The organism is Streptomyces sp. NPDC088766 (assembly GCF_044750845.1).
Taxonomy (GTDB): Bacteria; Actinomycetota; Actinomycetes; order Streptomycetales; family Streptomycetaceae; genus Streptomyces.
Window position 1 is genome coordinate 283781 of sequence record NZ_JBIVKQ010000003.1, and the last position, 24098, is coordinate 307878.

General features: G+C 72.4%; 19 protein-coding genes and 1 pseudogene. 12 read left to right on the forward strand and 8 right to left on the reverse strand.

All coding sequences use genetic code 11. The features are described from left to right. The first annotated feature begins 31 nt into the window (after positions 1 to 31). From pdhA (ACIP5W_RS06585) to ACIP5W_RS06605, 5 genes are all read left to right on the forward strand, one after another. Entirely contained in the window at positions 32 to 1165 is a 1134-nt protein-coding gene (pdhA, locus tag ACIP5W_RS06585) for a pyruvate dehydrogenase (acetyl-transferring) E1 component subunit alpha (RefSeq protein WP_401467611.1), read from the forward strand. Beyond that, positions 1165 to 2169 carry an alpha-ketoacid dehydrogenase subunit beta gene (locus ACIP5W_RS06590; protein WP_363087661.1) on the forward strand — a complete coding sequence of 335 codons (1005 nt, stop codon included), beginning with the start codon at positions 1165 to 1167 and terminating at the stop codon, positions 2167 to 2169. Before pdhA (ACIP5W_RS06585) ends, ACIP5W_RS06590 begins: the two co-directional genes overlap by 1 nt. Then, complete coding sequence (locus tag ACIP5W_RS06595; protein WP_401467614.1) at positions 2169 to 3575, forward strand: dihydrolipoamide acetyltransferase family protein; 1407 nt, start codon at positions 2169 to 2171, stop codon at positions 3573 to 3575. The genes ACIP5W_RS06590 and ACIP5W_RS06595 overlap by 1 nt, the downstream gene beginning before the upstream one ends. 177 nt (positions 3576 to 3752) lie before the next feature. Beyond that, the gene (locus ACIP5W_RS06600; RefSeq protein WP_401468014.1) at positions 3753 to 4709 is read left to right on the forward strand and encodes an NTP transferase domain-containing protein; all 957 of its coding nucleotides are present in this window, start codon (positions 3753 to 3755) and stop codon (positions 4707 to 4709) included. Then, positions 4706 to 6109, forward strand: a complete 1404-nt coding sequence (locus tag ACIP5W_RS06605) for a molybdopterin molybdotransferase MoeA (RefSeq protein ID WP_401467617.1) — start codon at positions 4706 to 4708, stop codon at positions 6107 to 6109. Before ACIP5W_RS06600 ends, ACIP5W_RS06605 begins: the two co-directional genes overlap by 4 nt. A 122-nt stretch (positions 6110 to 6231) precedes the next feature. Here ACIP5W_RS06605 and ACIP5W_RS06610 read toward each other — a convergent pair whose 3' ends face one another. Further along, a complete protein-coding gene (locus ACIP5W_RS06610; RefSeq protein ID WP_401467620.1) occupies positions 6232 to 7347 on the reverse strand; it encodes a potassium channel family protein in 1116 nt (371 codons plus the stop codon). Between the two features lie 113 nt (positions 7348 to 7460). On the opposite strand from ACIP5W_RS06610, the pseudogene ACIP5W_RS06615 reads away from it, so the two are divergent. Beyond that, positions 7461 to 8129 (forward strand): annotated as a pseudogene (locus ACIP5W_RS06615) (potassium channel family protein); the annotation flags it as partial. A 66-nt stretch (positions 8130 to 8195) separates the two neighbouring features. Here ACIP5W_RS06615 and ACIP5W_RS06620 read toward each other — a convergent pair. Next, complete coding sequence (locus tag ACIP5W_RS06620; protein ID WP_401467623.1) at positions 8196 to 9044, reverse strand: ABC transporter permease; 849 nt, start codon at positions 9042 to 9044, stop codon at positions 8196 to 8198. Continuing rightward, positions 9041 to 10045, reverse strand: a complete 1005-nt coding sequence (locus ACIP5W_RS06625; protein ID WP_401467626.1) for an ATP-binding cassette domain-containing protein — start codon at positions 10043 to 10045, stop codon at positions 9041 to 9043. Before ACIP5W_RS06625 ends, ACIP5W_RS06620 begins: the two co-directional genes overlap by 4 nt. Positions 10046 to 10193: 148 nt before the next feature. Here ACIP5W_RS06625 and ACIP5W_RS06630 point away from each other — a divergent pair, with 148 nt between their 5' ends. Beyond that, positions 10194 to 11174 (forward strand): NAD(P)H-quinone oxidoreductase, encoded by a 981-nt coding sequence (locus tag ACIP5W_RS06630; RefSeq protein ID WP_401467629.1) that lies wholly within the window; start codon positions 10194 to 10196, stop codon positions 11172 to 11174. 71 nt (positions 11175 to 11245) lie between these two features. On the opposite strand, the gene ACIP5W_RS06635 is transcribed toward ACIP5W_RS06630, so the two are convergent. Next, positions 11246 to 11656 (reverse strand): hypothetical protein, encoded by a 411-nt coding sequence (locus ACIP5W_RS06635; RefSeq protein ID WP_401467632.1) that lies wholly within the window; start codon positions 11654 to 11656, stop codon positions 11246 to 11248. Between the two features lie 534 nt (positions 11657 to 12190). On the opposite strand from ACIP5W_RS06635, the gene ACIP5W_RS06640 reads away from it, so the two are divergent. Further along, entirely contained in the window at positions 12191 to 12739 is a 549-nt protein-coding gene (locus ACIP5W_RS06640) for a bacterial proteasome activator family protein (protein ID WP_363087653.1), read from the forward strand. 95 nt (positions 12740 to 12834) lie between these two features. On the opposite strand, the gene ACIP5W_RS06645 is transcribed toward ACIP5W_RS06640, so the two are convergent. After that, positions 12835 to 14469 carry a protein kinase gene (locus ACIP5W_RS06645; RefSeq protein WP_401467635.1) on the reverse strand — a complete coding sequence of 545 codons (1635 nt, stop codon included), beginning with the start codon at positions 14467 to 14469 and terminating at the stop codon, positions 12835 to 12837. Positions 14470 to 14814: 345 nt separating this feature from the next. Between ACIP5W_RS06645 and ACIP5W_RS06650 the strand changes: the two genes are divergently transcribed. Continuing rightward, complete coding sequence (locus ACIP5W_RS06650; protein ID WP_401467637.1) at positions 14815 to 16422, forward strand: protein kinase; 1608 nt, start codon at positions 14815 to 14817, stop codon at positions 16420 to 16422. A gap of 93 nt (positions 16423 to 16515) precedes the next feature. Here the strand turns inward: ACIP5W_RS06650 and ACIP5W_RS06655 are convergent, their stop codons facing one another. Next, complete coding sequence (locus ACIP5W_RS06655) at positions 16516 to 17520, reverse strand: phosphotransferase (RefSeq protein WP_401467640.1); 1005 nt, start codon at positions 17518 to 17520, stop codon at positions 16516 to 16518. Between the two features lie 630 nt (positions 17521 to 18150). Between ACIP5W_RS06655 and pdhA (ACIP5W_RS06660) the strand changes: the two genes are divergently transcribed. Genes pdhA (ACIP5W_RS06660) through ACIP5W_RS06670 form a run of 3 tightly spaced genes read left to right on the forward strand, consistent with a single transcriptional unit; the run spans position 18151 to position 21881 of the window. Further along, positions 18151 to 19404, forward strand: coding sequence for a pyruvate dehydrogenase (acetyl-transferring) E1 component subunit alpha (gene pdhA / locus ACIP5W_RS06660; RefSeq protein WP_401467643.1), 1254 nt, complete (start codon positions 18151 to 18153; stop codon positions 19402 to 19404). A 1-nt stretch (position 19405) separates the two neighbouring features. Beyond that, positions 19406 to 20383, forward strand: a complete 978-nt coding sequence (locus tag ACIP5W_RS06665; RefSeq protein ID WP_401467646.1) for an alpha-ketoacid dehydrogenase subunit beta — start codon at positions 19406 to 19408, stop codon at positions 20381 to 20383. A gap of 10 nt (positions 20384 to 20393) precedes the next feature. Then, positions 20394 to 21881, forward strand: a complete 1488-nt coding sequence (locus ACIP5W_RS06670; protein ID WP_401467649.1) for a dihydrolipoamide acetyltransferase family protein — start codon at positions 20394 to 20396, stop codon at positions 21879 to 21881. Between the two features lie 117 nt (positions 21882 to 21998). On the opposite strand, the gene ACIP5W_RS06675 is transcribed toward ACIP5W_RS06670, so the two are convergent. Beyond that, on the reverse strand, positions 21999 to 23312 hold the full coding sequence (locus ACIP5W_RS06675; protein WP_401467652.1) for a nitrate/nitrite transporter: 1314 nt from the start codon (positions 23310 to 23312) through the stop codon (positions 21999 to 22001). Then, positions 23309 to 23971 (reverse strand): GntR family transcriptional regulator, encoded by a 663-nt coding sequence (locus tag ACIP5W_RS06680; RefSeq protein ID WP_401467655.1) that lies wholly within the window; start codon positions 23969 to 23971, stop codon positions 23309 to 23311. The genes ACIP5W_RS06675 and ACIP5W_RS06680 overlap by 4 nt, the downstream gene beginning before the upstream one ends. Positions 23972 to 24098 lie beyond the last annotated feature (127 nt).

Below are 24098 nucleotides of genomic sequence, written 5' to 3' on the forward strand. Positions count from 1 at the left end.
CCCGTAGCCACTCCCACGAGGAGGTGCCGTCATGACGGTCATGGAGCAGCGGGGCGGATACCGGCCGACACCGCCGCCCGCCTGGCAGCCCCGCACCGACCCCGCGCCGCTGCTGCCCGACGCGGAGCCGTACCGCGTCCTCGGCACCGAGGCGGCCGCGCAGGCCGACCCGGAGCTGCTGCGCAGGCTCCACGCCCAGCTGGTGCGCGGCCGTCGGTACAACGCGCAGGCCACCGCCCTGACCAAGCAGGGCCGCCTCGCCGTCTACCCCTCCAGCACCGGCCAGGAGGCCTGCGAGGTCGCCGCCGCCCTCGTCCTCCAGGAGCAGGACTGGCTCTTCCCCAGCTACCGCGACACCCTCGCGGTCGTCGCCCGCGGCGTGGACCCGGTGGAGGCCCTCACGCTGCTGCGCGGCGACTGGCACACCGGCTACGACCCGTACGAGCACCGTGTGGCCCCCCTGAGCACCCCGCTCGCCACACAGCTCCCGCACGCCGTGGGCCTCGCGCACGCCGCCCGCCTCAAGGGCGACGACGTGGTGGCGCTCGCCATGGTCGGTGACGGCGGCACCAGCGAGGGCGACTTCCACGAGGCGCTGAACTTCGCCGCCGTCTGGCGGGCGCCGGTCGTCTTCCTCGTCCAGAACAACGGATTCGCGATCTCCGTCCCGCTCGCCAAGCAGACCGCCGCGCCCTCGCTGGCCCACAAGGCCGTCGGATACGGCATGCCCGGCCGGCTGGTCGACGGCAACGACGCGGCCGCCGTGCACGAGGTGCTCGCCGACGCCGTACGGCACGCGCGCGCGGGCGGCGGTCCCACGCTCGTCGAGGCGATCACCTACCGTGTGGACGCCCACACCAACGCCGACGACGCGACCCGCTACCGCGGCGACGCCGAGGTCGAGACCTGGCGCGGGCACGACCCGATCGACCTGCTGGAGCACGAGCTGACCGCGCGCGGTCTGCTCGACGAGGAGACGAGGCAGGCGGCCCGGGACGCCGCCGAGACCATGGCCGCCGACCTGCGCGCCCGCATGAACCAGGACGCCCCGCTCGACCCCATGGACCTCTTCGCCCATGTGTACGCCGAGCCCACCATGCAACTTCGTGAACAGCGCGCCCTGCTGCAGGCCGAGATCGAGGCGGAGCAGGGAGGGACGCACTGATGACCACCGTCGCCGTCAAGCCCGCCACCATGGCGCAGGCCCTCACGCGCGCCCTGCGCGACGCGATGGCCGCCGACCCGTCCGTGCACGTCCTCGGTGAGGACGTGGGCACCCTCGGCGGCGTCTTCCGGGTCACCGACGGACTCGCCGCGGAGTTCGGCGAGGACCGTTGCACGGACACCCCACTGGCCGAGGCCGGCATCCTCGGCACTGCGGTCGGCATGGCCATGTACGGCCTGCGCCCGGTCGTGGAGATGCAGTTCGACGCCTTCGCCTACCCGGCGTTCGAGCAGCTCGTCAGCCATGTCGCCCGCATGCGCAACCGCACCCGCGGCCGCATGCCGCTGCCCGTCACGATCCGCGTCCCCTACGGCGGCGGCATCGGCGGCGTCGAGCACCACAGCGACTCCTCCGAGGCCTACTACATGGCCACCCCCGGGCTGCACGTCGTCACGCCCGCCACGGTCGCCGACGCCTACGGTCTGCTGCGTGCCGCCATCGCCTCCGACGATCCGGTCGTCGTCCTCGAGCCCAAGCGCCTGTACTGGTCGAAGGACTCCTGGAACCCGGAGGAGCCGGCAGCCGTTGAACCCATCGGCCGCGCGGTGGTGCGGCGCTCGGGCCGGAGCGCCACACTCATCACGTACGGGCCGTCGGTGCCCGTGTGCCTCGAAGCCGCCGAGGCGGCCCGGGCCGAGGGCTGGGACCTCGAAGTCGTCGACCTGCGCTCCCTGGTGCCGTTCGACGACGAGACGGTCACCGCCTCGGTGCGGCGGACCGGACGGGCGGTCGTCGTCCATGAATCGGGCTCCTTCGGAGGCCCGGGCGGGGAGATCGCGGCCCGCGTCACGGAGCGCTGCTTCCACCACCTGGAAGCGCCGGTGCTGCGCGTCGCCGGGTTCGACATCCCCTACCCGCCGCCGATGCTGGAGCGCCACCACCTGCCCGGCGTCGACCGCATCCTGGACGCCGTGGCGCGTCTGCAGTGGGAGGCCGAGAGCTGATGGCACAAGTGCTGGAGTTCAAGCTCCCCGACCTCGGGGAGGGACTCACCGAGGCGGAGATCGTCCGCTGGCTGGTCGAGGTCGGTGACGTCGTCGCCGTCGACCAGCCGGTCGTCGAGGTCGAGACGGCCAAGGCCATGGTCGAGGTGCCCTGCCCCTACGGCGGTGTGGTCACCGCCCGCTTCGGCGAGGAGGGTACGGAACTGCCCGTCGGCGCCCCCCTGATCACGGTCGCCGTGGGCGCACCGGCCGCCGGCGGCTCGACGGACGCCCCGGACGCCCCGGTCACCCAGGGCACGCCGGCCGCCGCGGGCGGCCAGGGCTCGGGCAACGTCCTCGTGGGGTACGGCACCTCCGAGGCGCCCGCGCGCCGCCGCAGGGTGCGGCCGGACCGGCCGGCCCCCGCCCCCGCCCCCGCCCCCGTGCCCGTGGCGCCGGCGGTGGCCTCGGTGAACGGAGGAGCACGGACCGCCGAGACGGCGGACGGCCCCGTGGCGGTGATCTCCCCCCTCGTGCGCAGGCTGGCCCGTGAGAACGGCATCGACCTGAGGGAGCTGACCGGTTCCGGTCCCGACGGCCTGATCCTGCGGGCCGACGTGGAGTACGCGCTGCGGGCCGCGGCCGCGCAGGGCCGGACCACGACGGCGGCTCCCGAGCCGCACCCGCGCGTGGCCCCACCGGCGGCGGTCGTCACCCCCGTCCCCACCACGGCCACGGCCGGCACCCGCATCCCGCTCAAGGGCGTTCGCGGAGCCGTGGCCGACAAGCTCTCCCGCAGCCGACGCGAGATTCCCGACGCGACCTGCTGGGTCGACGCGGACGCGACCGAGCTGATGCGTGCCCGTACGGCGATGAACGCGGCCGGAGGACCGAAGATCTCCCTCCTGGCGCTCCTGGCCCGGATCTGCACCGCGGCCCTGGCCCGCTTCCCGGAGCTCAACTCCACCGTCGACCAGGAAGCCAGGGAGGTCGTCCGCCTGGACCACGTCCACCTCGGCTTCGCCGCCCAGACCGAGCGGGGTCTCGTGGTGCCCGTCGTCCGCGACGCGCACGCCCGCGACACCGAGGGCCTCGGCGCGGAGTTCGCCCGGCTCACCGAGGCGGCCCGCACCGGCACCCTCACACCGGCCGATCTGACCGGCGGCACGTTCACGCTGAACAACTACGGCGTCTTCGGCGTCGACGGCTCCACGCCGATCATCAACCACCCCGAGGCCGCCATGCTCGGCGTCGGCCGCATCGTCCCCAAGCCCTGGGTGCACGAGGGCGAACTGGCCGTGCGTCAGGTCGTCCAGCTCTCGCTCACCTTCGACCACCGGGTGTGCGACGGCGGCACGGCGGGCGGCTTCCTGCGCCATGTGGCGGACTGCGTGGAACAGCCGGCGGTGCTGCTGCGCACCCTGTGACCGTGTGGGCACTCCGCCGTTCCGTGTGATCGGAGTGCCCCGCATACTCGGGGGGTGACTCCGAACGAGCCGCGGGCGGTCACCTCCGGCGACCGCCCCGACCAGGACGCCGCCGTGCCTTTCGGGCAGGGCGTCGGCGTCCCCCTCGTCCGCCATGCCGTCGTCCACGACGCCGTCGTGCTCGCCGGCGGCGGCGCCCGCCGGCTCGGCGGCGCCGACAAGCCCGGTGTGCGGGTGGGCGGACGCGCCCTGCTCGACCGGGTGCTCGACGCCTGCGCCGACGCGGAGACCACGGTCGTCGTCGCGGACCCGCGGCCGACCGTCCGGCCCGTGCGCTGGGCACGCGAGGATCCGCCCGGCGCGGGACCGGTGGCGGCACTCGGCGCCGGGCTGCGCCACGCCACCGCGGACTCCGTCGTCGTCCTCTCCGCCGACCTGCCGTTCCTCGCGGCCGACACCGTCCGGCGGCTGCTGGCAGCCCTGAACACAGAGGGCTCGCAGGGCGCCGAGGGCGCGCTGCTCACCGACGCCGACGGGCGCGACCAGCCGCTCGTCGCCGCCTACCGCACGTCCGCCCTGCGCCGCGAACTGTCGGCGCTCGGCGAGGAGCACGGCGGCCTCACGGGGCTGCCCCTGCACCGGCTGACCGCCGGTCTCGACCTCACCCGCGTCCCCGACCCCGTCGCGTCCTTCGACTGCGACACCTGGGACGACATCGCCGCCGCCAGAGCACGCATCAGGGAGCATGGCCACGTGTTGGACGAATGGATTTCCGCAGTCAAGAACGAACTGGGCATCGATCTCGAGGTCGACACCGGTGCTCTCCTCGACCTCGCCCGCGACGCCGCCCACGGAGTGGCACGGCCGGCGGCTCCCCTGACCACCTTCCTGGTGGGCTACGTCGCCGGGCGGGCCGGGGGAGGCCCGGAAGCCGTCGCCGAGGCGACCCGCAAGGCCACCGCCCTGGCGATCCGCTGGGCGGAAGAGGCCGGCGAGACCGACGGAGCCGACGGGACGGGTGGGACCGGTGGGACGGACGGGTCCGCTCCCGGTGCCGGGTCCGCCCCGGGACAGCCCGCCGCCGCCCCCGCTGCCCCCGACGTCACGCCCGACACCCGCCCGGACGCCGGATGACCGCCCCCGGCATCCGCGACGGTGAGGACGCCGAAGAGGATCTCGACGTCGAGGAGGTGCTCGCCCTCGTGAAGCACGGCAACCGACCCGCCCGTCCGGCCACCGGCGCCACACCCGCCCCGGCGGTCACGCACGGCGAGGGCCATGGCTCGCACGCCGGCACCGCCCCCGCCCGCGAAACACGCCACGGGAAAGCCGTCGCCACCCCCTGGGCCGACGCCCGTGCCCGCGCCGGTCGTGCCGCCCGTTCCCGCGCCGCCCGCAGTACACCCGTCTCCGTGGCTCTCGAAGACGCCCTCGGCCTCGTCCTGGCCGCTCCCCTCACCGCCCTCACCGACCTGCCCTCCTTCGACACCTCCGCGATGGACGGCTGGGCGGTCGCCGGGCCGGGTCCCTGGGCCGTACGCGACCAGGGTGTTCTGGCCGGAGGGGCCGGACCCGCACGTCTCGTCGACGGCGAGGCCGTCCGGATCGCCACCGGCGCCCGGATCCCCTCGGACACGACCGCGGTGCTGCGCAGCGAGCACGGCCGCACCGACGAGAAGGGCCGGCTGCACCCCGACCGGGACCTCCAGCACGGGCAGGACATCCGTCCACGTGGCCAGGAGTGCCGCAGCGGTGATCAGTTGCTCCCCGTCGGAGCGGTGGTGACCCCGGCCGTGCTCGGGCTCGCCGCGGCCGCCGGATACGACACGCTTGCCGCGGTCCCCCGCCCCCGTGTCGAGGTGCTCGTCCTGGGCGATGAACTCCTCACCGAGGGCCGCCCGCACGACGGACTCATCCGAGACGCGCTCGGACCGATGCTTCCGCCGTGGCTGCGGGCGATGGGCGCCGAGGTGGTGGCGCTGCGCAGGCTCGGCGACGACGCCGAGGCCCTGCACCAGGCCCTCACCACGTCCACGGCCGATCTCATCGTCACCACCGGCGGGACGGCCGCGGGGCCCGTCGACCATGTTCACCCCACTCTGCGCCGCATCGACGCCGAACTGCTGGTCGACGGGGTCGAGGTGCGTCCCGGGCATCCGATGCTGCTGGCCAGGATCGCGGAGGACCGGCACCTCGTCGGCCTGCCGGGCAATCCCCTCGCGGCCGTCTCCGGGCTCCTCACGCTCGCCGAGCCCCTGCTGCGCACCCTCGCCGGCCGCCCCGCCCCGGAGCCGTACACGTTGCCCCTGCGGGAAGCGGCGCACGGTCACCCGCGGGACACCCGGCTCGTCCCGGTCGTCCTGCGAGGTGATCACGCTGTGCCGCTGCACTACAACGGCCCGGCGATGCTGCGGGGCATCGCGGCCGCCGACGCGCTCGCCGTCGTGCCGCCCGGCGGTGCGGGGGCCGGCCAGGAGACGGAACTGCTTGATCTTCCGTGGGCGACCGCCGGGGTCGATGCCTGTTTCACGTGAAACAGGCGAAGAGGTCGATTCATCTGGTTGTTTCACGTGAAACACCTGGATGGGGCCTGTAGCGCTGTTTCACGTGAAACATCACTGCGGAAGAGTGTGCCGTCGGAAGCGCGGCGCCCGGCTCACGACTGTTCGACCACCTTCGCCCGGCTCACCGTGATCACCCGGTCCCCCGCCTGAAGCTGCGTGAGGCGGGGGTCGGCGAAGTCCAGCAGGTCCTTGCCGCGGACGACCGCCACCACCAGGTCCGTGGAGGCGCGCGGCGACTTGCCCGCCTCCTGCCGGGTGACGGGGCGCTCGGTGAGATCCAGGCCGCTGCCCAGAGTCATGAGGTCCTCCAGGGTTCTGGCCACGGTCGGGCTGACCATGGAGACGCCCAGCAACCGGCCGGCGGAGCTGGAGCTGGTGACCACGGTGTCCGCGCCGCTCTGCTTGAGCAGCGGCACGTTCTCGTCCTCCCTGGCGGCGACGACGATCGTGGCGCGCCTGTTCAGTTGGCGGGCGGTGAGCGTGACCAGGGCGGCGGTGTCGTCGCGCTGCGGGGCCACGATCACCCGGGAGGCGTGGGAGACCTCGGCCTTGAGCAGCGTCTCCGAACGGGTGGCGTCCCCCAGCACCGACACCAGCCCGTCGTCCCCGGCTGCGTGCGCGGCCTTGCTCTGGGCGTCCACCACGACGATCTGCTCCTTGGGGACGCCCTGTCCGACGAGCGTCTTCACCGCGTGCCGGCCCTTGGTCCCGTAACCGACGACCACGACATGCTGATGGGTGCGGCTGCGCCAGCGGTGGATGCGGACCTGCTGACGGGTGCGCTCGGTGAGGACTTCGAGGGTCGTGCCGACCAGGATGATCAGGAACAGCACGCGCAGCGGCGTGATGACGAGGATGTTGACGAGCCGGGCCGAGTCGCTGACGGGGGTGATGTCGCCGTAGCCGGTGGTGGAGAGGGTGACGGTGGCGTAGTAGGCGGCGTCGAGGAAGTCGACGGAGCCGTCGGAGTTGTCGTTGTAGCCGCCGCGGTCGAGGTAGACGATCAGTGTGGTGACCATCAGCACCAGCAGGCCGAGGGCGAGGCGCCGCAGCACCTGCTGGAGCGGAGGGAGGGAGCTCTGCAGCGGCATCGTGATGGAGCGGCCCGCCTCGGCGTCGTCCCGTGCTTCGGCGCGCGAGCGGTACCACAGGGACCGGAAGAGAGAGAGCCGTCCCGGCCCGGCCGGCTGTCGTTCATGGTCTCGCATCGCGTGGCCCCCTGTGGTGGTGATCCGATCGGTGGGCACCATGGTTCACGGCGGTGTCGTACCCATCGCACGCGACACCCGTTTGCGTACCCAGCTTTCGCCCAGCAACCCGGAGGTCCCCCTTGCGCGACCACACTGTCGTCGTCGGATTCGGCACGAAAGGCCGGTCCGCGATCCGGACCGCCTGTACGGCGGGGCTGCGGAAGGAGCAGGTCGTCGTGATCGATCCCGGTGCCAGGATGATCGAGGCGGCGACAGCCGAGGGTTACGAGGGTGTGGTCGGTGACGGCACCCGCAGTGACGTCCTGCGGCGGGCGGAGGTGCAGCGGGCCGGGCGGATCATCATCGCGACGGAACGCGACGACACGGCCGTGCTCGTGGCCCTGACGGCCCGCCAGCTCAATCCGCGGGCGAAGATCGTGGCCGCGGTGCGCGAGGAGGAGAACGCGCCGCTGCTGAAGCAGTCCGGCGCCGACGAGGTCATCACCAGTGCGGGAGCGGCCGGGCGGCTTCTCGGCCTGTCCGTGCTCAGTCCCGCGGCGGGCCGGGTGATGGAGGACCTCATCCACCAGGGCAGTGGCCTCGACCTCGTCGAACGGCCGGTCACCAAGGCCGAGGCGGGGCGCACCCCGCGCCAGACGGACGACCTGGTGGTGAGCGTCGTGCGTGGTCACCGGGTGCTGGCCTACGACGATCCGTCCGTCGGGGTGCTGGAGTTGACGGACCGTCTCGTCACCATCGTGCGTGTGCCGCCGGAGGCGCCGAAGGCCCTGCGCTTCTGACCGGACCGCACACCCCGACCTGCGGTGGAGAGGCGCAACCGCAAGCCGGGGTCGTAGGGACAACCGCTACTTGCGGTTGTAGAGGCGCATCGTCACGGGCCCGAAGACCAGCACGAACATTCCCGCCCAGCCCAGGGACCAGGCGATTTCGGCGGCCGGCCGGTCGCCGGCCATCAGCCCGCGCACCGCGGACGCGAGATGGGTGACCGGGCTGTTGTTCACGAACGCCTGGAGCCAGCCCGGCATGGTCCTCGGGTCGACGAACACGTTGGACAGGAAGGTCAGCGGGAAGATCACCATCATGCTGACGCCCATCACCGACTTCTCGGTACGCAGCAGCAGCCCGAACATGGTCCAGATCCACGAGAACGCGAACGAGAAGACGATCAGCAGGGCGACGCCGGCGAGGACCCCGAGAACCCCGCCGTCCGCCCGGTAGCCGAGGATCATGCCGACGGTGAGCATCACCACGGACGCGATGGCGTAGCGCAGGGCGTCGCCGAGGAGGTAGCCGACCATCGTCGACGGCCGCCAGATCGGCAGCGAGCGGAACCGGTCGAAGACGCCCTTCTCGATGTCCGTGTTCACTGATACGCCCGTGTACATGGTGATCATCACGACCGACATCACGAGGATGCCGGGCAGCAGGAACTGGATGTACTCCTCGGGTGACCCGGCCAGAGCGCCTCCGAAGAGGTACGTGTACATCAGCACCATCATGATCGGGAACGCCGTGACGTCGAACAGCTGCTCCGGCACGTGTTTGATCTTGAGGACGGCCCGCCAGCCGAAGGTGAGGGAGGCCGACCAGGCGCTCGGCCGCCGCGGGCGTTCCTTGGCGACCAGCAGTGCCGCCAGGGAGTCGGCGCGGACCGGCGCGAGGTCCCGGGTCTCGTTCGTCGTCGCGGTGCTCATGCGGCCACCTCGTTGCTCACGGCGTCGTCCGCCTGGGTGTCGTGTCCGGTGAGGGCGAGGAAGACCTCGTCCAGGCTGGGCTGGCCCAGCGAGAAGTTGTCGACGGTGACACCGCTCCTGGCCAGCTCGCCCAGCGCCCGGGCGGCCTGCTCGGCGGCCGTGTCGACGGCCGTCGCGGCCAGCCGGGCCGTCAGGGCCACCGGGTCGGGGTCGTGCTGCACCCGTGCGTCCAGCACCCTGCTCAGTACCTCAGCGGCCCGCTGACGCTGCGCGGCGTCCCGCAGCCGCAGATGGACGGACCCGGCGCCCACGGACGCCTTCAGCTCGCCCTTCGTGCCCTCGGCGATCACCTTGCCGCGGTCGATGACGGCGATGCGGGACGCCAGCTGGTCGGCCTCGTCCAGGTACTGCGTGGTCAGCAGCACGGTGGTGCCCTGCGCGACCACCGCTCGCACGATGTCCCACACCTGGTTGCGGCTGCGCGGGTCGGGCCCGGTCGTCGGCTCGTCGAGGAAGAGCAGGTCGGGCGTGCTGAGGATGGACGCGGCGATGTCGATACGGCGGCGCATGCCGCCCGAGTAGTGCTTGACCTGCTTCGAGGCCGCGTCGGTGAGCCCGAAGGCCTCCAGCAGCTGCGCGGACCGCTCACGCGCGGCCTTCTTGGCGTGCCCGAGGAGCCGGGCCAGCAGCACCAGGTTCTCGGCGCCGGTGAGGTCCTCGTCCACGGACGCGTACTGCCCGGTGAGGCTGACCAGGCCGCGCACCGCGTCGGCCTCGCGGACGACGTCGCGGCCGAAGACGTGGGCCTGGCCGCCGTCGGGCCGCAGCAGGGTGGCGAGCATCTTCACGGTGGTGGTCTTGCCCGCGCCGTTGGGGCCGAGGACGCCGTAGACGGTGCCTGCGGGGACGGCGAGGTCCACGCCGTCCACCGCCCTGGTCTCGCCGAACGTCTTCACCAGGCCCGCGGTCTCGATCGCCAGGCCGACGGTGTGCTGGCTCATGGTGGGGTGTCCTTCCGCGCAGGTGGGTGCTGCATGGGGAGACCTTTACCGTCGCGCGAATTCATCGGTCGCGCACAGGGTTTTTGCCACGGTCCGGCCCGGCGGGCGGGACGGCTGCGACCGGCCACCGCGGGGTAGCGTCGCTCTCATGCATGCGATCACGATTCCCGAACCTGGTGGTCCCGAGGCGCTGGTGTGGGACGAGGTCCCCGACCCCGTACCCGGCGAGGGCGAGGTCCTGGTCGAGGTGGCGGCCAGTGCCGTCAACCGTGCCGACGTCCTCCAGCGGCAGGGCTTCTACAACCCGCCGCCGGGGGCCTCGCCCTACCCCGGCCTGGAGTGCTCCGGCCGGATCGCCGCGCTCGGTCCCGGCGTCTCCGGCTGGGCCGTCGGCGACGAGGTGTGCGCTCTGCTCGCGGGTGGCGGATACGCCGAGAAGGTCGCCGTACCGGCCGGGCAACTGCTGCCGGTGCCCGGGGGGGTCGACCTCGTGCGGGCCGCGGCGCTGCCCGAGGTGGCCTGCACGGTCTGGTCGAACGTCTTCATGATCTCCCACCTCCGTCCCGGAGAGACGCTGCTGGTGCACGGCGGCTCCAGTGGCATCGGCACGATGGCGATCCAGCTGGCCAAGGCCGTCGGCGCCACGGTCGCCGTCACCGCGGGCAGCGCGGAGAAGCTGGAGCGGTGCGCCGCGCTGGGCGCGGACATCCTGATCAACTACCGCGAGCAGGACTTCGTCGCCGAGATCGGGAAGGCCACCGACGGCGTCGGCGCCGACGTCATCCTCGACAACATGGGCGCCAAGTACCTGGACCGCAACGTCCAGAGCCTCGCCGTCAACGGCCGGCTGGCGATCATCGGCATGCAGGGCGGGGCCAAGGGCGAGCTGAACATCGGTGCGCTCCTCGGCAAGCGCGCCACGATCAGCGCGACCTCGCTGCGGGCCCGCCCCCTCGGCGAGAAGGCGTCGATCGTCACGGCCGTACGCGAGCACGTCTGGCCGCTGCTCGCCGCCGGCCAGGTCCGTCCCGTCGTGGACCGCGAACTCCCGATGAGCGACGCCGCCGCGGCGCACCGGGTCGTTGAGGACAGCGGGCACGTCGGCAAGGTCCTGCTGGTCGCCCGCTGAATTGGCATGACCGGCCCCAGGGTCTTTCGTTCGGGTCGGGCCGGAACCCGGCCCGACCCGAACGAAAGGCCCTAGTCGCGGCGCAGCCGCAGGCCGAGGAAGGCGAGGCCGAGGCCCATGCCGATGAGGACCAGACCGCTGCCGAGGGGCAGGATCCGCAGCATTCGTCCGACGGGCCGCTCCTCGGCGGCTTCGGCCTGCTGCACGGCCCGCGGTGACGGGGAGGGGACGAGCCGGGCCTCGTGCGGAGCCTCCTCCGGGGCGGTCGTCTCCTCGGCCGCCGTCTCGGCCGGCTCCTCGTCGTAGCCCTCCCGGTCACCGGCGTCCGTGGCCTCGTCGACGGCCTCGGGTTCCGTCTCCGCCGCCTCCTTGGTGCGGCCGGGGCGTGCCCGTCCCTCCCCGGCCCGGCTTCCGGCCCGGTCGGGGCCGCCGGATGACGCCGAGGCGGAGACGGACGGCGACGCGGTCAGGGACGCCGCCACGGGCACGGACGACGGCAGAACGGTTGTCGGCGGGACGCGGTCGTGTCCGGCACCCTGCGAGGGCGTCGAGACGGGACGCCCGTACGCCGGACCGGTCCCGCGCGCCGGACCAGGACCGTGCGTCTCTCCGGGACCGTGCGTCTCTCCGGGACCGTGCGTCCCTCCGGGACCGTGCGTCGAGCCACGGCCGGAGGCCGGCCGGCTCCCGTCCGCCGACGTGCTCCCGTCCGCCGCCCTGCTCTCGTACGCCGTCCCGGAGCCGTACGCCGGTGCCGCCGCGTCCGCCCGCACACCCCCGTACGGGAGCACGGCCACCAGCAACCCCGTCCCCATTCCCACCCCGCACAGCCCCCGCCGCCATGGAGTCACGCCCGTGACCCCCTCCCGGTGTTCAGTCGTCACGAAATGAGGCCACAAGCCTCACATGACGGACCGGGCGTCGCATTCCGGACTGCGCTGAACGGGAAAACGGTGGATCACCCTTCGCGGGGGGCGCCACGGTGATGAGGTGTACGGGTGCGAGAGAATGGCGGCATGGAGATGCCGAGGAACGAACGGTCGCCGGAGAACGCCCAGAAGATCCTGGTCGTAGGCCAGGACGGCATGGCTCTCGGTGGCATCGACGCGGACGACGACTCCCGTGAGATCCCCGTGACCGAGCAGGTCGAGCAGCCGGCGAAGGTCATGCGGATCGGCAGCATGATCAAGCAGCTGCTGGAGGAGGTGCGTGCGGCTCCCCTCGACGAGGCCAGCCGTGTCCGTCTCAAGGAGATCCACTCGAGCTCGGTGAAGGAGCTGGAGGACGGCCTGGCGCCGGAGCTGGTCGAGGAGCTGGAGCGGCTCTCCCTGCCGTTCACCGAGGGGTCGACCCCGAGCGACGCGGAACTGCGGATCGCGCAGGCCCAGTTGGTGGGCTGGCTGGAGGGCCTTTTCCACGGCATCCAGACCACGCTGTTCGCCCAGCAGATGGCCGCGCGGGCTCAGCTGGAGCAGATGCGCCGTGCCCTGCCGCCGGGGGTGGGCGGCCCGGAGGGCCCCGACGACCCGCGCGCGGGCGGCCGTTCGGGCGGCCCGTACCTGTAGAGCCCTGCCTGACGAATCGATCCGAACCGATCACATCCGTACCGACGAGGAAGGGCCCGGCGGCCGACGCCGGGCCCTTCTCGGTTGCGCGGGGGTCAGGACGGCGGGTTGCCCGTGGAGACGCTCAGTTCGATCTCCGGCATGTCCTCCGGGTCGACGTCCGTCCCGGCGGAGGGGAACTGGTCCATGACCGTGCCGTCGCCGTAGGTGTTCTCGTCCTGGTCCTTCGTCTTGATCGACCAACCGGCGGCCTGGAAGCAGGCCTTGACCGAGTCGATGTTCTTGAACTTGAAGTTGGGGACCCGGATCTTGTCGGGGTCGTTGTACGACTCCTGCGGCTCCGTGCACTCGGTCGTGTCGATCGTCTTGGCCGTGTCCGGGCCCCGGTAGCCGTCGGCCTTCGTCGACGAGGCGGAGGCGATGGTGACGGGCTCGCCGCCCTTGTCCTCACCGTCGCCGTTGGAGGCGAGGGTGCCGATCAGGGCGCCGACGGTCGCGACGGCGACGATCGCCGATCCGACGAGCGCTCCCGTGTTGCTCTTGCGGCCGCCGCCCGGCGCTCCCGAGACCGGGGCCTGCTGGTTCATGGGGTACCCGGGCGGCGTCTGCGGTCCCTGCTGGTGGCCGTAGGCCGGGGCGGGCGTCTGGTAGCCCTGCTGCGGATAGCCGTACGACGGGGCGGGCGTCGAGGGCGTGCCGTACGGGTTGGGCGTCGGGGCCGGCTGGTACGGCGTCTGGACGTTGCCCACCGGGGTCTGGGGGTTCTGGCCGACCGGCGGGAAGACCGCGGAGCCGACGCCCGAGCCGCTCTGCGCGGGGGTGCCGGGCACGATGCTCGGCGGTGCGGGCTGGAGGGAGGCCGCGACGCGCAGGCACTCGTCGCGCATGGCGACGGCGGTGGGGAAGCGCTCGTTCGGGTTCTTCTTCAGCGCGCGGGCGATCAGTGCGTCGACGGCCGGCGGCAGCGCGCGGTTGATGGCGGACGGCGCCACCGGCTCCTCCTGCACGTGCGCGTACGCGATCGCCAGCGGCGAGTCGGCGTCGAACGGCAGCCGTCCGGTGACCAGTTGGAAGAGCATGATGCCGACCGAGTACAGGTCGGAGCGGGCGTCCACGGCGCGGCCGAGGGCCTGTTCGGGCGAGAGGTACTGCGGGGTGCCGACGACCATGCCGGTCTGCGTCATCGAGGTGACCCCGGACTGCATCGCGCGCGCGATGCCGAAGTCCATCACCTTGACGACGCCGCGCTTGGTCATCATCACGTTGCCCGGCTTGATGTCGCGGTGGACCAGGCCCATCTCGTGGCTGATCTCCAGCGCGGCCAGCACGTCCGCGGTGATCTTCAGGGCCTTGTCGGCGGGCATCGCGCCCTGCTGCCGTACGTCCTCGTCGAGCACCGAGCCGAGCGGGCGGCCCTCGACGTACTCCATGACGATGTACGGCGTGGTCAGGCCGTCGACGTCGTCCTCGCCGGTGTCGAAGACCGAGACGATGTTGGTGTGGGTGAGCTTGGCCACGGCCTGGGCCTCGCGGCGGAAACGCTCGCGGAAGGCCTGTTCGCGGCCGAGTTCGGTGTGGAGCGTCTTGACCGCGACCTGCCGGTCGAGCACGGAGTCGTAGGCGAGGTGGACCGAGGCCATGCCGCCCTCGCCGAGCAAGTCGCGCAGCTGATAGCGGCCACCGGCGAGCGCCCGCCCCGCGTACCGGCCCTGCGCGCCGTCCTGGCTCATTCTCTGCGTCCCCCGTCGGGCCCTCGGCACTGCCGCTCGCCGTGGCTTGCCCATTGATCGAAAGTGCTATTCCCGGCCAAGTCTGCCCCAGGGCACCGACACGTCAAGCTCGGTGCCCGTTCCGTGACCGTACGCGCAAGAAGAGTCGCGGAAGCGTTACAGGTGCCGTACCGCCGGTGCACAGAATTTGCACGCCGGCGCGGAGTGCGGGTTTGATGGCCGATCCGTATGGGTCCGATACCCGGGCTGATCCCGGACCGGCGGCTTGCGCGGAGGCTGTAGCGTGGCCGACGGAGACCGTGACAACACCGCGCGCACCGCGGGCAGAAACGACGGCGAGGACTGATGGCACAGCAGCAGCGCGCTCAGGGCCCGTCCGACCCCGAGGCGGCTGGCGGCGGTATGTCAGATGCGCCGGAGATGTGGGGTAACGGCGGACTTGTCGGAGACGGCCGTTACCGGCTGACCGGCAGACTCGGGCGGGGCGGCATGGCGGAGGTGTTCGCCGCCGAGGACGTACGTCTCGGCCGTACCGTCGCAGTCAAGCTGCTGCGCGCCGACCTCGCCGAGGACCCGGTGTCCAAGGCCCGCTTCACGCGCGAGGCCCAGTCGGTGGCCGGCCTCAACCACCATGCGATCGTCGCCGTGTACGACTCCGGTGAGGATGCCGTCGGCGGCCAGAGCGTGCCGTACATCGTGATGGAGCTGGTCGAGGGGCGGACGATCCGCGACCTGCTCCTCAACGCCGAGGCGCCGGGCCCCGAGCAGGCTCTGATCATCGTCTCCGGGGTGCTGGAGGCGCTCGCCTACTCGCACCAGCACGGCATCGTGCACCGCGACATCAAGCCGGCGAACGTGATCATCACCGACAACGGCGCGGTGAAGGTGATGGACTTCGGCATCGCGCGTGCCCTGCACGGGGCGTCGACGACGATGACGCAGACCGGCATGGTGATGGGCACCCCGCAGTACCTCTCCCCGGAGCAGGCGCTCGGCAAGGCCGTCGACCACCGTTCCGACCTGTACGCCACCGGCTGCCTGCTGTACGAACTGCTCGCGCTGCGGCCGCCCTTCACCGGTGAGACCCCGCTGTCGGTGGTCTACCAGCACGTGCAGGACATCCCGGTGCCGCCGTCGCGGACCTCGGACGGCGTGTGCCCGCCGGAACTCGACGGCCTCGTCATGCGTTCTCTCGCCAAGGACCCCGACGACCGTTTCCAGACCGCGGAGGAGATGCGCGGCCTCGTCCAGTACGGGCTCCAGATGCTGTACGACCAGGGCGCCCACACCGGCACCTGGAACACCGGCCCGGTCGGGGCGGGCACCGGCGCGGGTGCCGCAGCGGCGGGCTTCGCGAGCACCAGCGTGCTGCCGCAGGGCGCCGACGGCTCCCACACCTCGCAGATCCCGCAGCCGATCCTTCCCGCGGGCTACGGCCACGGCGACGACGGCGGGTTCGAGGGGCACGGCAACCAGGGCAACGGCCGCGGCAAGCTCTGGATCCTCGCCGTCCTCGCGGTGGTCGCCATCGCCGCGGGTGTCGCGCTCGCGCTGAACACCACCGGGGGAGACGGCAGCGGCGGGAGCAAGACGTCGACGTCACCGAGCGCCACACCGTCCGCCTCGGACGATCAACCGAGCGCGTCGCCGAGCGAGGAGGAGTCCAGCGATTCCTCGCAGGACTCCTCCGACGGCAGCACCGGTTCGAACTCCGGGTCCAACTGGACGCCGTCGTACACGCCGTCGTACTCGCCGTCCCCGAGTTACACCAGTGAGCCGTCGGACGAGCCGTCGGATCCGGCGACGAGCGACCCGGTGACGGAGGAGCCGAGCGACCCGCCGGTGTCGAGCGACCCCGGCACCACCGACGGCGGCACGTCCGACGGCGGTACGTCCCAGGGCGGCACCATCTCCGGCGTCACCACCGGCGGCAGTGCCGGCGAGGCCGGCTGACCGCCCGCACGACGCCGCGCACGCGCGCGTGAGCCCTTTTGGCGGGGCCTCACGCGCGCGTACGCGTTGTGGGGTGCTCTCCCCCCGGAGCCCTCAGTCCGTGAACGCGTCGCACACCGCGTCGTACTCCCGTGTCCACCACACCACGAGGGCGGAGGCGGCCGGGAACTGCGGGTCGGCGCGGGTGTCGCCGCGCTGGTAGTGCCAGCGCAGCATCCAGAAGTCGTTCAGGCGCTCCCACCACACCCGGTGCACGGCCGCCGCCAGCTCGCAGGACGTGGCCCCCGCGGCGGGCCGGTACGCGCGCGCGTAGGCCCGCGCCTTCGGCAGGTCGAGGGTGCCGTCGGGCCGGACGAAGAAGATCGCGGCGGCGCGTACGGCCTCCTCGGCGCGGGGCTGCACGCCGAGCCGGTCCCAGTCGACGATGGCTGCGGGCGCCTCCCCGCGGTAGAGCAGGTTGAACGGGTGGAAGTCACCGTGCACCCAGCCGGCCGGGCCGGCGTGCGGGGGACGCCGGTCGGCGTGCCGTTCCAGCAGGGTGCGGCGCTCCAGGAGCCGGTGGTGGGCCAGTTCGTCGAAGGAGTCGGCGGGACGGTGCCGGCGCACGCGCGCGAGGAGGTCGTCGATCAGGGCGAAGGTGTCGGCGGGCGCGGGGCTCTCGGCGGGAGTGGCGCGGGCCCGCGCGTGGGCAGGCATCACGCGTTCCAGGCTCGCGTGGACCATCCCCAGCAGCGCCCCCAGACGCCCGCACGCGCCGGGGGTGAGCTGGGCACCGTGACGGTGCCGGCCGTCGACCCAGGGGTGCAGGGCGTAGGCGTGGCCGCCGACGACGGCGACCGTGCGCCCGTCGCGGCCGGGCAGCGGAGGCGCGACCGGGACACCGAGGTCGGCGAGGCGCTGGGTGGCCCGGTGCTGCCGGACGATCGAGACCGGGTCGGCGGTGTCGGGATCGAAGTGGTGCTTGAGGAAGTAGCGGCCGCGGGTGGTGCGCAGCCGGTAGCCGCGGTTCAGCAGCCCCTGGTCGACGGGCTCGCAGGCGAGCGCGGAGCCGGCGGCGTAGCGCCGGAGCAGGGCGCCCACAGGGGGCGCGTGGGTCATCAGGGGTGGTACACAGGAGCGCGGCACGCGCCGATGGTAGGGCACGCAGTGAGGCTGTGAGCTGGGCGTTGTCACAGAAAGTCACCGGCTGTCACAAATGATCTCGGGTGGTCGTCCTGGGGTGCGCCTCGGCGGTGAAGTGGTCCCGTCGGGTGTCGTCCGCCGCGTGGGCGGTCGCTCGTCACGGGGTGACCGGCGGGGGGTCGGCGGGGGCCCGGCGGCCCGGCGGGAGCGTCGCGGTCGGCCTTCCGGGGTGCGGGTCCGGAGGGGAACCGTGAAGAAATGTGCCTATTTGTCCAAATGTGCGCGCGACGGCACTCCCGAGCGGAAACTCTTCCCGTGACCTGGGTGCGCGGGATAACGTGCCGTTGCTCCGGCCTCCTGCAAGGCTGTGACCAGGCTCCTTCCGGACTTTGCCGATTTACTTGGAAATCCAAGCAAAAACGCAGGTCAAGTGGGGTTTCACAGAAATGTGTCGCACTGGGTAACGTGAGGCTTGCAGGGCGCTCGCCGGGGCACCTGTCACGCCTGTTCCGGCCGAGGGCACCCACCCCGTGCACGGGTTTCGAAACAGGTGAGCCGCACTGGTCACCCGGCAACCCCGGGGGCCGGACCGACGGAGGAGCACACGTGACCGTGGAGAGCACTGCCGCGCGCAAGCCGCGACGCAGCGCCGGAGGCAAGGCCGGCGCCACCGGCACCGGGACGGCGGCCGAGGCCACCGGCACGGCGGCCAAGGCCACCGGCACCAAGCGCACCACCCGCACCAGCCGCGCCGCCGCCGGGAAAGGCACTGCCGAGCCTCAGCTCGTGCAGCTGCTGACGCCTGAGGGCGAGCGCGTGAAGAACGCCGAGTACGACCCGTACGTCGCCGACATCACGCCCGAGGAGCTGCGCGGTCTCTACCGCGACATGGTGCTCACCCGCCGCTTCGACGCCGAGGCCACCTCCCTCCAGCGCCAGGGCGAGCTGGGCCTGTGGGCCTCGCTGCTCGGCCAGGAAGCCGCCCAGATCGGCTCCGGCCGGGCCCTGCGCGACGACGACTACGTCTTCCCGACCTACCGCGAGCACGGCGTCGCCTGGTGCCGCGGTGTCGACCCGGCGAACCTGCTCGGCATGTTCCGCGGCGTCAACAACGGCGGCTGGGACCCCAACAGCAACAACTTCCACCTGTACACGATCGTCATCGGCTCCCAGACGCTGCACGCCACGGGCTACGCCATGGGCGTGGCCAAGGACGGCGCGGACTCGGCGGTCATCGCCTACTTCGGCGACGGCGCCTCCAGCCAGGGCGACGTGGCCGAGTCGTTCACCTTCTCCGCGGTCTACAACGCGCCGGTGGTGTTCTTCTGCCAGAACAACCAGTGGGCGATCTCCGAGCCGACCGAGAAGCAGACCCGCGTGCCGCTCTACCAGCGCGCCCAGGGCTACGGCTTCCCGGGCGTCCGCGTCGACGGCAACGACGTCCTCGGCTGCCTCGCGGTCACCAAGTGGGCGCTGGAGCGGGCCCGCAGGGGCGAGGGGCCGACCCTCGTCGAGGCGTACACGTACCGCATGGGTGCCCACACCACCTCCGACGACCCGACGCGTTACCGTCACGACGACGAGCGGGCGGCCTGGGAGGCGAAGGACCCGATCCTGCGCCTGCGCCGGTACCTGGAGGCCTCAAACCACACGGACGAGGGATTCTTCGCGGAACTCGAGTCCGAGAGCGAGGCGTTGGGCAGGCGAGTGCGCGAAGCGGTCCGTTCGATGCCGGACCCGGACCACTTCGCCATCTTCGAGAACGTGTACGCGGACGGGCATGCGCTCGTCGACGAGGAGCGGGCCCAGTTCGCCGCCTACCAGGCGTCGTTCGCGGACTCTCCCGAGGGGGGCAACTGAGATGGCGGAGAAGATGGCCCTGGCCAAGGCGATCAACGAGTCGCTGCGCAAGGCCCTGGAGTCGGACCCCAAGGTCCTCGTCATGGGTGAGGACGTCGGCAAGCTCGGCGGCGTGTTCCGGGTGACGGACGGCCTCCAGAAGGACTTCGGCGAGTCCCGCGTCATCGACACCCCGCTGGCCGAGTCGGGCATCGTGGGCACGGCGATCGGCCTGGCCCTGCGCGGCTACCGCCCGGTGGTGGAGATCCAGTTCGACGGCTTCGTCTTCCCGGCCTACGACCAGATCGTCACCCAGCTCGCGAAGATGCACGCGCGTGCGCTCGGCAAGGTCAAGATGCCGGTCGTCATCCGTATCCCCTACGGCGGCGGCATCGGCGCCGTCGAGCACCACTCGGAGTCCCCCGAGTCGCTCTTCGCGCACGTGGCGGGCCTGAAGGTGGTCTCCCCGTCGAACGCCGGCGACGCCTACTGGATGATGCAGCAGGCCATCCAGAGCGACGACCCGGTGATCTTCTTCGAGCCCAAGCGGCGCTACTGGGACAAGGGCGAGGTCGACCCCGAGGCGATCCCCGGCCCCCTGCACAAGGCGCGGGTCGTCCGCGAGGGCACCGACCTGACCCTCGTCGCCTACGGCCCGATGGTCAAGCTCTGCCAGGAGGCCGCCGCCGCGGCCGCCGAGGAGGGCAAGAACCTGGAGGTCCTGGACCTGCGGTCGGTCTCCCCGCTCGACTTCGACTCCATCCAGGCCTCCGTGGAGAAGACCCGTCGTCTGGTCGTCGTCCACGAGGCGCCGGTGTTCTTCGGCTCGGGCGCGGAGATCGCGGCCCGGATCACGGAGCGCTGCTTCTACCACCTGGAGGCCCCGGTGCTCCGGGTCGGCGGCTACCACGCCCCGTACCCGCCGGCGCGTCTGGAAGAGGAGTACCTGCCGGGTCTGGACCGGGTACTCGACACCGTCGACCGCGCCCTGGCGTACTGAGGAGAGGGTCGTGACGACGATGACGGAAGCGTCCGTGCGCGAGTTCAAGATGCCCGACGTGGGCGAGGGACTCACCGAGGCCGAGATCCTCAAGTGGTACGTCCAGCCCGGCGACACGGTGACCGACGGCCAGGTGGTGTGCGAGGTCGAGACGGCCAAGGCGGCCGTCGAACTGCCCATCCCCTACGACGGTGTGGTGCGGGAGCTGCGGTTCCCCGAGGGCACCACGGTCGACGTGGGCGTGTCGATCATCGCGGTGGACGTGTCGGGCGGGCCGGCCCCGGCCGACATCCCTGCCTCCGCGCCCGCCCCCGCTGTGGAGCGGCAGCCCGAGGAGCCGAAGGCCGAGGGGTCCGGCCGCCAGCCGGTTCTCGTCGGTTACGGCGTGGCCGCGTCCTCCACCAAGCGCCGTCCGCGCAAGGGCGCCGAGGTCCCGGCCCAGGAGCCGGCGGCTGTCACCACGGCCGTCCAGGCGGAACCGAACGGACACGGCACGGCCCCCGCGGCCGCCCCCGCCCCGGTCACCCCCGCTCCCGCCGCCGCGGCCGCCGACCGGCCCCGCCCGCTGGCCAAGCCGCCCGTGCGCAAGCTGGCCAAGGACCTGGGCGTGGACCTCGTCTCGGTGGTCCCGTCCGGCCCGGACGGCATCATCACCCGCGAGGACGTCCACGCCGCCGCGGCTTCCGCGCAGGCCCCGGTCCTGCCGACGGCACCGCAGCCCGCGCCGGCCACCGCCCCGGAGCCGGCCACCGCCCCCGCGCAGGCTCCGGTCGCCTCGTACGACACGGCACGCGAGACCCGTGTCCCGGTCAAGGGCGTCCGCAAGGCGACGGCGGCGGCGATGGTGGGCTCGGCGTTCACGGCGCCGCACGTCACCGAGTTCGTGACGGTCGACGTCACGCGCACGATGAAGCTCGTCGAGGAGCTCAAGCGGGACCCCGACAAGTACGGGATGCAGGGCCTGAGGGTCAACCCGCTCCTGCTGATCGCCAAGGCCCTGCTGGTCGCCATCAGGCGCAACCCGGACGTCAACGCGTCCTGGGACGAGGCCAACCAGGAGATCGTGCGCAAGCACTACGTGAACCTGGGCATCGCGGCCGCGACCCCGCGCGGGCTGATCGTGCCGAACATCAAGGACGCCCACGACAAGACGCTGCCGCAGCTGGCCGAGGCACTCGGCGAGCTGGTGGCGACGGCGCGCGAGGGCAGGACGCCTCCGGCGGCCATGCAGGGCGGCACGGTGACCATCACCAACGTCGGCGTCTTCGGCGTCGACACCGGTACGCCGATCCTCAACCCCGGCGAGTCCGCGATCCTCGCGGTCGGCTCGATCAAGCTCCAGCCGTGGGTCCACAAGGGCAAGGTGAAGCCGCGTCAGGTCACCACGCTGGCGCTGAGCTTCGACCACCGCCTGGTCGACGGCGAACTGGGCTCCAAGGTGCTCGCCGACGTGGCGGCCGTCCTGGAGCAGCCGAAGAGACTGATCACCTGGGGCTGACCCGCGCACACCCCGTCCGCAGGGGCCGCGCACCCGAAACGACGGGGACGCGGCTCCTCCGGAGGGGGCCGCGAGGACGTGGACAGCCGGAGACGGCGGGCACGCCGGTGGTCCGGGTCAAGCGGGTACGTGGATGGACGACACGCGGCTGGCGACCAGGCGTTCCCGTTCCCGGCGGGCCGCGCGTGAGCGCAACCGCAGGATCTGGCTGACCCCGAGTGCCTGGAGCGCGAACACCGAGGAGAAGGCGATCCGGTAGTCGTCGCCGGTCGCGTCCAGCAGGACGCCGATCGCGAGCAGGGTCGACATGGAGGCGACGAACCCGCCCATGTTGGTGATGCCGGACGCGGTGCCCTGCCGCTCCGGCGGATTCGCGGGCCGCGCGAAGTCGAAACCGAGCATCGACGCCGGTCCGCAGGCGCCCAGCACCGTGCACAGCACGACGAGCAGCCACATCGGCGCGTGCTCGCCGGGGTAGGCCAGCGTGGCCGCCCACAGCAGGGCGGTCGCCCCGACCGTGCCGAGCGCCAGGGGGAGCCGCGCCCCTTGGTGCCGGGCGACGACCTGGCCGTAGACGAGTCCGACGGCCATGTTGGACAGGACGACCAGGGTCAGCAGTTCGCCGGCCGTGGCGCGGCTGAGGCCCTGCGCCTCGACGAGGAACGGCATGCCCCACAGCAGCAGGAACACCATCGCCGGGAACTGGGTGGTGAAGTGCACCCACAGGCCCAGCCGCGTTCCCGGCTCCCGCCAGGACTCGGCGATCTGCCGCCGTACGTAGGCGGCGCCCCGGTGCGGGAACGGCTGGGGCTCGTGGCCCTCGGGGTGGTCCTTCAGGAACAGCAGGAGCAGGACGAGTACGACGACCCCGGCGAGCGCGCTGCCCGCGAACGCGGCCGTCCATCCGACGCCGTGCAGCAGCCGGGCCAGGAGCAGGGTGGAGACCAGGTTGCCCGCCATGCCGGCCAGGCCCGCGAGCTGCGCGACGAGGGGGCCGCGCCGGGCCGGGAACCAGCGGGTGCCGAGTCGCAGCACGCTGATGAACGTCATCGCGTCGCCGCAGCCGAGCAGCGCGCGTGAGGCGAGGGCGGTGCCGTAGGTGGGGGAGAAGGCGAAGCCGAGCTGTCCGGCGGTGAACAGGACGACCCCGATGGCCAGCACCTTCTTGGTGCCGAGCCGGTCGACCAGCAGTCCGACGGGTATCTGCATGCCGGCGTAGACCAGCAGCTGGAGGATCGAGAAGGTCGACAGGGCCGAGGCGTTCACGTCGAAGCGGTCGGCGGCGTCGAGGCCGGCCACCCCGAGGGACGTACGGAAGATGACGGCGACGAAGTAGACGGAGACGCCGATCCCCCATACGGCTGCCGCGCGCCGTCCGCCTGGGGGTGCCCCCTCTGGGGGAGGGTCACCCGGCAGGGTGATGTTGCTCATCGGACCTCGCCCCGCGCCAGGTGCGAGAACCAGCCGACGTGCCGGTGGACGATCCCCACGGCCGCTTCCGCGTCGCCGGAGCGCAGGGCCCGGAGTATCTCCTCGTGTTCGGCGAGGGTCTTGGCGATCCGGTCGGGGTGGGAGTGCATCACCGCGACGCCCATCCGCAGTTGGCGGTCGCGCAGCTGGTCGTAGAGCCGGGACAGGATCTCGTTGCCGCCGCTGCGGACTATCTCGGCGTGGAAACAGCGGTCGGTGACGGCGGCCCCGGCGAGATCACCGGCGGCGGCCTGCGCCTTCTGCTGCGCCAGGAGTTCTTCGAGCCGCCGGATCAGCCCGGCGGGGGCGGGGACGGCCTTGCGCGCCGCGTGCTCCTCGACCAGCAGCCGGGTCTCCACGACGTCCTTGATCTCCTGCGCGGAGACCGGCAGGACCAGGGCGCCCTTCTTCGGGTAGAGCTTGAGCAGCCCCTCGGCCTCCAGGCGCAGCAGTGCCTCGCGCACCGGTGTCCGCGAGACCCCGACGGCCTCGGCCAGCTCGCCCTCGGTGAGGAGGGCGCCGCCCTCGTAACGGCGGTCCAGGACACCCTGCTTGACGTGCGTGTAGACGCGTTCGGCTGCGGGAGGCTGCTTGACGGGCGCGGGTGCGGCGGAAGGCATGCGGACAGCATAGATACAACAGGTGCGCAAAGGGGAGCCGGGTCCAGCATGCGGAACGGGCGCCCGACGGACGCCCGCGCGGCCCGGGGTGAGGGGCGATGCGCGAGGGGCGATGCGCGAGGGGCGG